The organism is Vitreimonas sp., assembly GCF_036392335.1.
Classification (GTDB): Bacteria; Pseudomonadota; Alphaproteobacteria; order Caulobacterales; family Aquidulcibacteraceae; genus Vitreimonas.
In genome coordinates, this window is record NZ_DASVYD010000030.1 from 50811 (window position 1) to 61051 (window position 10241).

Annotated in this window: 8 protein-coding genes; 6 read left to right on the forward strand and 2 right to left on the reverse strand. The window is 63.6% G+C overall.

Translation table 11 applies throughout. The annotated features are described in order from the left end of the window. The first annotated feature begins 109 nt into the window (after window positions 1-109). Together VF769_RS07225 and VF769_RS07230 are read left to right on the forward strand one after the other, a co-directional pair. Entirely contained in the window at window positions 110-1519 is a 1410-nt protein-coding gene (locus tag VF769_RS07225) for an amino acid permease (protein ID WP_331007713.1), read from the forward strand. A gap of 3 nt (window positions 1520-1522) precedes the next feature. Continuing rightward, window positions 1523-1891 carry a limonene-1,2-epoxide hydrolase family protein gene (locus VF769_RS07230; protein ID WP_331007714.1) on the forward strand — a complete coding sequence of 123 codons (369 nt, stop codon included), beginning with the start codon at window positions 1523-1525 and terminating at the stop codon, window positions 1889-1891. On the opposite strand, the gene ruvC is transcribed toward VF769_RS07230, so the two are convergent. Beyond that, window positions 1888-2388 carry a crossover junction endodeoxyribonuclease RuvC gene (gene ruvC / locus VF769_RS07235; protein ID WP_331007715.1) on the reverse strand — a complete coding sequence of 167 codons (501 nt, stop codon included), beginning with the start codon at window positions 2386-2388 and terminating at the stop codon, window positions 1888-1890. The genes VF769_RS07230 and ruvC overlap by 4 nt on opposite strands. A 76-nt stretch (window positions 2389-2464) precedes the next feature. Between ruvC and VF769_RS07240 the strand changes: the two genes are divergently transcribed. From VF769_RS07240 to VF769_RS07250, 3 genes are all read left to right on the forward strand, one after another. Next, the gene (locus VF769_RS07240) at window positions 2465-3862 is read left to right on the forward strand and encodes a M20/M25/M40 family metallo-hydrolase (RefSeq protein ID WP_331007716.1); all 1398 of its coding nucleotides are present in this window, start codon (window positions 2465-2467) and stop codon (window positions 3860-3862) included. Window positions 3863-3864: 2 nt separating this feature from the next. Further along, a complete protein-coding gene (locus VF769_RS07245; RefSeq protein WP_331007717.1) occupies window positions 3865-5106 on the forward strand; it encodes a serine hydrolase in 1242 nt (413 codons plus the stop codon). Between the two features lie 90 nt (window positions 5107-5196). Continuing rightward, window positions 5197-6306 carry an acyltransferase gene (locus tag VF769_RS07250; RefSeq protein WP_331007718.1) on the forward strand — a complete coding sequence of 370 codons (1110 nt, stop codon included), beginning with the start codon at window positions 5197-5199 and terminating at the stop codon, window positions 6304-6306. Between the two features lie 57 nt (window positions 6307-6363). Here the strand turns inward: VF769_RS07250 and secA are convergent, their stop codons facing one another. Further along, on the reverse strand, window positions 6364-9072 hold the full coding sequence (secA, locus tag VF769_RS07255; protein WP_331007719.1) for a preprotein translocase subunit SecA: 2709 nt from the start codon (window positions 9070-9072) through the stop codon (window positions 6364-6366). 230 nt (window positions 9073-9302) lie between these two features. On the opposite strand from secA, the gene VF769_RS07260 reads away from it, so the two are divergent. Next, a partial coding sequence (locus VF769_RS07260) for a peptidylprolyl isomerase (protein ID WP_331007720.1) occupies window positions 9303-10241 on the forward strand: 939 nt, incomplete at its 3' end.

Genomic DNA, 10241 nt, shown 5'->3' on the forward strand with positions numbered 1-10241 from the left:
TTCGCCGCGATAGCGAGCCGGCCATGCAGGAGCAAGTCGCGATATTCATCGACGGGCTCTGGCGAAGCGCGCCTCCCCCGGCCAAGATAGCGGCAAACGGGGGGATCGGATGGCGTTCTGGAATCGTCGCAAGCCTATTGAGGCGCCGCAGCATCAGGAATTGAAGCGCACCTTGTCGTGGCCGCATCTCGTGGCATTGGGCGTGGGCGCGATCGTGGGCGCCGGGATTTACGCGCTGATCGGCCAAGGCGCCGGCATGGCGGGCCCTGGCGTGATCGTGTCGTTCGCGATCGCCGGCGCGGTGTGCGCGTGCGCTGCGCTTTGCTATGCGGAACTGGCGAGCATGATGCCGGCCTCGGGCAGCGCGTACACCTACACCTATTCCTCGCTCGGCGAGCTCGCGGGCTGGATCGTCGGCTGGGCGCTGATCTTGGAATATTCGGTGGTGGTGAGCGCGGTCGCGGTCGGTTGGTCGGGCTACGCCTCAGGCGTGCTCACCGGCTTCGGCGTCAACATTCCGCAGATGCTGCCGTTCGGCGAAATGGCGGGGCACGCGCTGCATTTCAATCCGCTTGCCGTGTTCATCATCTTCCTGGTCGCTGGCCTGCTGATCCTCGGCACGCGCGAAAGCGCCTGGGTGAACTCAGCCCTCGTGGTGCTGAAGATCGCCGCGCTGATCCTCTTCCTGGTGATTGCGCTGCCCGCGTTCGACATTTCGCGTTTCACGCCATTCGCGCCGTTCGGCTGGGGTTCGACGCCGCAAGCGGACGGGACGAACATTGGCGTCATGGCCGCGGCCGCGGTGATGTTCTTCGCTTTCTACGGCTTCGACGCGGTGTCCACCGCCGCGGAAGAAGCCAAGAACCCCGGCCGCGATCTGGCGATCGGCATTATTGGTTCGATGGTGATTTGCACGCTGCTTTATATGCTGGTCGGCGCGGCTGCGATTGGCGCGATGGATTTCAACATGTTCGCCTCAAGCGGCGAACCGATCGCGGAAATCGTGCGCAGCCTCAATCAGCCGGAAGCCGCCGCGATCATCGGCGGGGTCGCTTCCATTGCCATTCCCACCGTGATCCTCGCCTTCCTCTACGGCCAGACGCGCATCTTCTATGTGATGTCGCGCGACGGCTTGCTGCCGCGTTCTTGGGGGCGTGTGCATTCGAAGCTCGGCACGCCGGTGATCATGACCATCTTCACAGCGGTCGTGTGCTCGGCGCTCGCGGGACTGCTGACGCTCGGCGAGATCGCCTCGCTCGCGAACGCCGGCACGCTGGCGGCGTTCATCGCGGTCGCCGTCTCGGTGATGGTGCTGCGCCACAGCGCGCCGAACGCTGAGCGCCCCTTCCGCACGCCGCTGGTGTGGGTCGTGGCGCCGCTGGCGATCGTCGGCTGTCTGTACCTCTTCTCAAGCCTGAACCTCGGTACGATCGAGCGCTTCTTCATCTGGATGGCGATCGGCATCCCGATCTATTTGCTCTGGGGCGCACGCAAGAGCACATTGGCAGTGAAAGGATAGATCATGTCCGACAACGAACGCATCGTGCGCGACTTCATCGATACATGGCCATCGCTCGACGTTGAAAAGATCGTCAGCTTCTTCGCGGAGGACGGGGTGTATTACAACATGCCGATCGCGCCGATCGCCGGGCGCGCGGCGCTCCGGCCGTTCATCGCCGCGTTCCTGAAGGATTGGACGAAGACCAATTGGGACGTGCTGAACATCGCATCCGCCGGCGACGTGGTGATCGCCGAGCGCGTCGATCACATCCATGTCGGCGATAAGACCGTGGACCTGCCGTGCTGCGGCGTGTTCGAACTTGAGAACGGCAAGATCAAAGTCTGGCGCGATTATTTCGACCTTGCGACCTACACGAAGGCGTTGGCCTAAGCGCCGCCGGCCTTGCGCTTAAAGCCGCCATGCGCGGCGTGACAGAGCGCGACGCCCAGCGCATCAGCGGCGTCAGCCTTCACTTCGCCCGCCGTCGGCAATAGACGCCGCACCATGAAGGCGATCTGCGTCTTGTCGGCGCTGCCGGAACCGACAACGGCTTTCTTGATCGTCGTCGGCGCATATTCGCCCACCACCAAGCCATGCCGCGCCGCCGCCGCCAGCGCCACGCCGCGCGCTTGACCAAGCGCTAGTGCGGCGCGTGCGTTCGAGTTTACGAACGTCTCTTCAACGGCGGCTTCGTGCGGCTGGTATTGTTCGATCACGGCGCAGAGGCCCTCGAATACGTCATGCAAACGCGAGGCGAGCTGTTGGGCCGCCTTCGGCGTGATCACGCCATGCGCGACGTGGCTCAAGCGCGCGCCTTCGCTCCGCACCAAACCCCAACCGCAACGATTGAGGCCGGGATCGACGCCCAGGATCAGAATAGCGCTCATGGCCCTAGCCCTGCGCCCAATCTCTTGCCAAAGCGCTAACCGCCCCGCAGCATGGGCGAAACGATTGGGGGATTTCATGCTGTTTCGTTGGTGTGCGCCGGTTGCCGCGGCCGCCCTGCTGTTCTGTTCGGGCGTGAGCCAAGCGCAGACGCCAAGCGATGCGCAACGGACGCAAGCGCGCGACATCTACGAACGCGTGGTCGGCTTCGACACCTCCACCGGGCCGCAGAATTTGGCGATGGCGAATTATCTGGCTGAGCGCTTCCGTGCCGGCGGGTTTGCCGCCGACGATGTGCGCATCATCGAAACCAACGGCACCGCCGGCCTCGTCGTGCGCTATCGCGGCGACGGTTCGGGCGGTCGGCCAATTCTGTTTCTGGCGCACATGGACGTGGTGCCGGCGCTGCGCAGCGATTGGGAGCGCGACCCGTTCACGCTCATCGAAGAGAACGGCTATTTCTTCGGCCGCGGTTCGCTCGACAACAAGGCGGGCCTTGTCCAGCTCACCAGCACCTTCCTCACGCTGCGCGCCGAAAGCTTCACGCCAACTCGGGATCTGATCATCTGGTTCTCGGGCGACGAAGAGACGACCGGCGCCTCAACCCAAGCGTTGCTCGCGCAACACCGCGATCTGCTGGGCGACGCCGAATTCGCGCTGAATTCCGACGGCGGCGGCGGCGCTTTGAGCGAAGCCGGGGCGCCGCTGAATTATGCGATGCAGACGGCGGAAAAGACCTACGCGAGCTTCACCTTCACGGCGCGCAATCCCGGCGGCCATTCCTCGCAGCCACGCGCCGACAATGCGATCTACGAATTGGGCGAAGCGCTGGCGCGACTGCGCGCCTTCCAATTCCCGACGCAATGGAATGAAACGACATTACTTTCCTTCCGCAACGCCGCGCAATCGATCGGCGGACCCGAAGGCGCCGCGCTGCGCCGCTTCGCTGATAATCCCGGCGACCGTCGCGCTGCGCGCACGCTGCTCGCCACCTCCTTCGCGCACATGATGCACACGACCTGCGTCGCCACCATGCTCGCCGGCGGCCACGCGGAAAACGCATTGCCGCAAAGCGCCACCGCGACCGTGAATTGCCGAATCTTCCCCGGCGTCCCGGTGGCGGACGTGCAGAGCGAATTGCAAGCCATCGCCGGCCCCGGCATCGAAGTCGCGCCGCTCGGGCCGTCGAACTCAAGCGACGCCTCGCCCTTGCGCGAGGATGTGATGAACGCCGTCACGCGCGCCGTGCACACGACCTATCCCGGCGTTGTCGTCACGCCCTATATGTCAGCGGGCGCGACGGATGGCCTGTTCTTCCGCGCCGCCGGCATTCCGACCTATGGCGTCGGCGCTGTGTTCATCAAGGACAGCGATGATTTCGCGCACGGACTTAACGAGCGCGTCTCGGTCGACACCTTCTACGCGGGGCTCACGCACTGGCGGGTGCTGATTCGCGAACTGGCTGGACAACGCTGATCATGTCGCACCTCGACGCCGCCGCCAGCGATCCGCGCGCCAATGGATGGATGCAAGGCTTTCCGCCGCCCGCGGACAAGTTGATCCGGCTCGATGACAATTCAAGCTGGCGCTTTCCTTACATACGTTGGGCCTTCAGCCATCAGCGCGAACTGAGCCCGACAGCGAACGTCCGGCGCGGGCCAGGCGCGGCGTGGGCGCTGCCGTATAAGCTGCGCGACGACATCGACGAGATCAGCTTCACGGCCATGGATGGGCGCACGCTCACATGGGCGCAATCGCTCGACCTCAATTACACGGACGGCATTATCGCGCTGCATCGCGGCGCGGTGATCTATGAGAAGTATCTGGGCGCGCTCGCGCCGGAGCTGCCGCACTTGGCGATGTCGGTGACCAAATCCTTCGTCGGCCTGATCGCGGCGATGCTGATCGAGGAAGGCGCGCTCGACCCCGAGGCGCCAGTCGTCCAATACGTACCTGATCTGAAAGCCAGCGCTTATGGCGACGCCAGCGTGCGCCAAGTGCTCGATATGACGATCGGCGTGCAATATTCGGAAGATTACACTGATCGCAGCGCCGAGATTTTCGCCTACACGCTCGCCTGTGGCATCGCTACGCGGCCTGCGGATTATGCGGGCCCGAAGAGCATTTTCGAATTTTTGCAGGGCTTGAAGAAGCAAGGCGAGCACGGCCAGGCCTTCGCCTACAAAACATGCAACACGGAAGTGTTGGGCTGGATCGTGCAGCGCGTCACTGGCGCGCCGATGGCGCAGCTGATCTCCGAGCGCATTTGGCGCAAGCTTGGCGTCGAGGAAGACGCGCACTTTCTTGTTGACCGCACGGGCGCGGCGATGTGCGGCGGCGGGCTCAATCTCACGCTGCGCGACATGGCGCGGTTCGGCGAGATGATGCGCTGTGACGGCGCCGCCAACGGCCAACAGATCGCGCCGGCCAAAGTCGTCGCGGATATCCGCAACGGCGCCGACCGCGATCATTTCGCCAAGGCCAAATATTCCACACTGCAAGGCTGGAGCTACCGCAATCAATGGTGGGTGGCGCATGACAATTTGGGCAGCTTCACCGCGCGGGGCATCCACGGCCAGGTGATCTGGATCGCGCCGGCGGCTGAGCTGGTGATCGCCCGATTTGGCTCGCACCACATCGCCGGCAACGCCAATAGCGCACTGGACCACGTTTCCCTACCGTCTTACCGGGCGCTGGCCGAGCACGTGCTGCGCGCCTGACCGGCTGCTGCTGCGGCATTCTCACCCGCCGGCTTGACGGACGCACAGCGATCGATGAAGTCGCGGACCTCACGAAGAATTCGGCAGGTCATGCACTCCTCGCGCGCCTTCATCACGCTTGACGCGCTCCGCGGCATCGCGGCCCTTGCCGTCATCACCTGGCACGGCGGGCGCCTGTTCGGCGATGACGGCCCGGTCTTCACCGCCGCCATTCTCGCGGTGGACCTCTTTTTCATCCTGAGCGGCTTCGTGCTCACGCACGCCTACGCGCAGCGCCTGAACGCCAATCTTGGCGTCGCGGCCTTCGTGCGCATGCGGCTGATCCGGCTCTACCCGCTATATCTTTTGGGCTTCCTGATCGCTGGTCTCGCGGTCGCGCTGCGGCTTTATGCCGACATGACCGAGGGCTCGACGGCGCTTGGGATCGCCGCGGTGCTCAATGCGCTGATGCTGCCGAACCCCGCTGACGGTTCGCCGCCCTTTCTGTTTCAGTTCAATTTCCCGGCTTGGTCGCTCTTCTTCGAGCTGATTGCCAATCTTGCCTTCGCGCTGTTCGGCGCACGGCTTTCGTTGAAGCAGCTGGCGATCTTTGTCGGCTTGCTTGCTGTTGCGCTGATCGCCGTGACGGTCCGCTATCAATCCTTCGATCTCGGCGCCTCGTGGCGCACCTTCGACGGCGGCCTGGCGCGCGCGATGTTTGGTTTCTTTGCGGGCGTATTGCTCTATCGGCTGCGCGACAAGTTTGCGTTCACCGGGCGCATTCAATCGAACACCATGGTGCTGGCGCTTGGCGCGATCACGCTGGCGACGTTCCTGCCCCGCGCGGCGCTCGGCGATTGGCGTCCACCGACGGAGCTGAAGCTCGTCTTCGCAATGGCGCTTTATCCGGCGCTCATTCTGATCGCCGCGCGATACGAGCCAAGCGCGCGCTTGCTGCCCATCTGCTCATGGTTGGGCATCGCATCCTATGCCGCCTATGTGCTGCACGTGCCGATGCATTCCTTGGGCGGCGTTGTGGCGAAGCTGAGCGTCGGCGTTTGGCTTGAGGAATACGCGCCGATGTCCGGCCTCTTCTTCATCCTCGTGATCGGCTTCAGCGCCTGGGCCGCCGACAAATACTGGGACCGCCCGATCCGCGCGTTCTTGAACCAAAGGCTTGCGCCTGCAGCCAACAAGCAGGCCAGCGGCGCTCAAGCCTAGACGCAAAAAGAAGGCGCCCTTTCGAGCGCCTTCTTGGCCGTTGGTTGAACGCGAGCCCTAAGCGCTCTGCGCTTCGGCTTGGCCGTGGCAATATTTGAACTTCTTGCCGGAACCGCACGGGCACGGCGCGTTGCGCGAGACCTTGCCCCAGGTGGCCGGGTTGTGGCGATCGAAGCCTTCCGGCGCCAGCGGATGCAAATCCGCTTTGCGGGCCATTTCGTTTTCGCCGGTGTCCGGGTTCTGGTGGATTTCGTAGGTCTGCGTCGGCGCCATCGGCTTCGGCAGCTGATCTTCGGTCTGACCAATCTGCAGACGCAGCAGCATGCGCGTGATGGTGGTGCGCAGATCGAGCAGCATGCGCTCGAACAGCGAGAAGGCTTCGGTCTTGAACTCGTTCAGCGGATCGCGCTGGGCATAGCCGCGCAAGTGCACGACCGAACGCAGATGATCGAGCAAGCTCAAATGCTCACGCCAGCGCATGTCGACGACCGAGAGCAGCACTTGTTTTTCGACCGCGCGCAAACGCTCCGGGCCCAGCATGGCGGCCTTTTGCGCATAGGCATGATCAACCTCGCGCGTCAGGCGCTCGATGATCTCTTGTTGCGCAATGCCTTCTTCGGCGGCCCAGGCATCGACCGGCGAGGTGAAGCCAAAAATTTCCTCGGCTTCGATCTTGAGTTCGGCGGTGTTCCATTGTTCGGGATAGGCCTTCTCCGGCATGTGGCGCCAGACCAGCTTCTCCACGACGTCGTGGCGCATGTCCTTGATGATCGGGGCGACATCGGCGGTGCGCATGAATTCGATGCGCTGCTCAAAGATCGCCTTACGCTGATCGTTGATGACGTCGTCGTACTTCAGGAGGTTCTTGCGGATTTCGAAATTGCGCTGCTCGACACGGCGTTGCGAGGTCTCGAGCGCCTTGTTCATCCAGGGGTGGACGATGGCCTCGCCTTCTTGGATGCCGAGGCCGCGCATGATCGCGTCCAAACGATCGGCGGCGAAGATGCGCAGCAGATCGTCTTCCAAGCAGATGTAGAATTTCGACTTGCCCGGGTCGCCCTGACGGCCGGTCCGGCCGCGTAGCTGGTTGTCGATGCGGCGGCTTTCGTGACGCTCGGTGCCGAGCACGTAGAGGCCGCCGGCTTCGAGCGCGACCTGCTTCTTGGCCTCCACGTCGGCCTGAATCTGCTTCTTCAGCGCCGCAATCTGATCGGGCGTTTCATCGCCCTTCAGCGCCGCCTTCACGCGCATATCGACGTTGCCGCCGAGTTGAATGTCAGTGCCGCGGCCGGCCATGTTGGTGGCGATCGTCACCGCGCCAGGCACGCCGGCCTGCGCCACGATCTGCGCTTCCTGCTCGTGATAGCGCGCGTTCAGCACCTGGTGGGGAATGCCGCGCTGCTTCAGCATGGTCGAGAGATATTCGGACTTGTCGATCGACACCGTGCCAACCAGCACGGGTTGCTGCTTGCGGTGCGTTTCTTCGATGTCGGCGATGATGGCTTTGTATTTCTCGGCCGCCGTCCGATAGACTTCGTCGTCGATATCGATGCGCTTGATCGGACGATTGGTGGGAATTTCGACGACGTCGAGCTTGTAGATGTCGCCGAATTCCGCCGCTTCGGTGGAAGCGGTGCCGGTCATGCCGCCGAGCTTGTCGTAGAGGCGGAAATAATTCTGGAAGGTGATCGACGCCAGCGTTTGGTTTTCCGGCTGGATGTTCACGCCTTCCTTGGCTTCGATCGCCTGGTGCAAGCCTTCCGACAGGCGACGGCCATGCATCATGCGTCCGGTGAATTCGTCGATCAGAACGACTTCGCCGTCCTTGACGATATAATCCTTGTCGCGGTGGAACAGCTTGTGCGCGCGCAGCGCCTGGTTGACGTGGTGCACGACCGAGATGTTCGACGGTTCGTACATCGAGCCCTGCAGCAGGCCGCGCTCGACCAGGATTTCCTCGATCCGCTCAGAGCCCTCTTCGGTGTAGGTCACCGAACGCTGCTTTTCGTCGTGCTCATAATGCTCGGGACCGAGCAGCGGGATCAGCGAATTGACCGATTTGTAGAACTCGCTGCGGTCCTCGGTCGGGCCCGAGATGATCAGCGGCGTGCGCGCTTCGTCGATCAGGATTGAGTCGACTTCGTCGACGATCGCGAAGCGATGCCCACGCTGGACCATTTCGCCGAGCGAGTACTTCATGTTGTCGCGCAGATAATCGAAGCCGAATTCGTTGTTGGTGCCGTAGGTGATGTCGGCGGCGTAGGCCTGGCGGCGCTCGTTGTCGTAAAGACCGTGCACAATGGTGCCGACCGAGAGGCCGAGGAAGCGATAGACTTGGCCCATCCATTCGGCGTCGCGCTTGGCGAGATAGTCGTTGACGGTGATGACGTGGACGCCCCGGCTCTCCAGCGCGTTGAGATAGACCGGCAGCGTCGCCACCAGCGTCTTGCCTTCGCCGGTGCGCATTTCGGCGATCTTGCCTTGGTGCAGGATCATGCCGCCCATCATCTGGGTGTCGAAATGGCGCATGCCGAGCACGCGCTTGGCGGCTTCGCGCACGGTGGCGAACGCCTCGGGCAGCACGTCGTCGATCTTGCCGCCGCGGGCCAGGCGATGGCGGTATTCGCTCGTCTTGTTGCGGAGCGCTTCGTCGGACAGCGCCTCGAAGGTCGGCTCAAGCGCGTTGATGCGCTGCACCGCCGGACGCAATTGACGGACCTTGCGCTCGTTGACGGAGCCGAAAATCTGCTTGGCGAGGTTCAGCATAGGCGCGTTCTAAACATTAATGCGCCGTCCTGAAGGCGGCGCTGAGAGAGGCGGCGATCGCTTTGAGTTTGTTGGCTTTTTTGTGTCTCATCAGCGCGCGCCCGCGTGCGAAAACACTCTCGACTCGTGCGCTTGCGAGACTTAAGAGCGGCCCTGGGCGGTGTCAATGTGACCGGAACGGCCGAAGGGTCGACGGAACTGCGCCCCGCCTTGCCCGGAGAGCAGAACGCATGTCCAAGCGCGCCCCCTTCAAAGTCGGAATGGTCCTGGCCCTGGCGCTCGCCCTGTCGGCGTGCGGCCTCGGCCGCGATAGCGCCGGGGATAGCGACGGCGGCGTGAGCCCGATCGTGGCCGCCACCGTCAATGGCCGTCCCATTTATGTGGAAGACGTCCGCGCCTACGCCGTAGCGCGCGGCTGGCTGCAGGAAACCGAGGATCTCGACGCCAATTCCGACGCCTTCTTCATGGCGTTGGAGGAGCTGATTCAAATCCGCCTGTTCGCGATGGAAGCTGAGGCCCGCGGCCTCGACCGCGAGCCCGGCACGCGCCGGCAGCTGGAAAACGCGCGCGAGCGTGTGTTGGCCAATTCGATTTACGACGAGATCGATCAGCGCGCGAACGATCCGGCGGCGATCGAACGGCTTTACCGGGAGAACATCAACCGGCTGGCCGAGGGCGAGGAAGTGCAGCTGCGCCATATTCAGTTCCAGACACGAGAAGAGGCGGACGCGGCCAAAAGAAGGCTCGACCAAGGCGAAAGGTTCGAAGCGCTCGCTTTTGAACTTTCCACCGAACGCGACACCGCTCCCGATGGCGGTGACCTCGGCTTTTCTTCGCTCAGCGATCTGAGCAGCGGGCTGCGCGAGGAAGTCGAACGCGCCACCGTCGGCAGCCTGATCGGCCCGATCGAATTGCCGACCGGCTGGCATATCTTCCGCCTTGAGGATCGCCGCGCGCGCGGCGTGCCGAGTCTGGAAACGTTGCGCCCGCGCATCGTCGCCTGGCTGCGCTATCAAGAGATCACGCAGCTCGACGAGCGTCTCGCCCGCGACGCGCGCATCGAACGCCTGCGTCAGCCCGAGGAAAGCGTGGAACCCGGCGGTGAGGTCACGGCCCCGGCCGACGCCGCGCCGTCCGCGCCGATCCGGCCGTCGCCAGATACGGTCGCG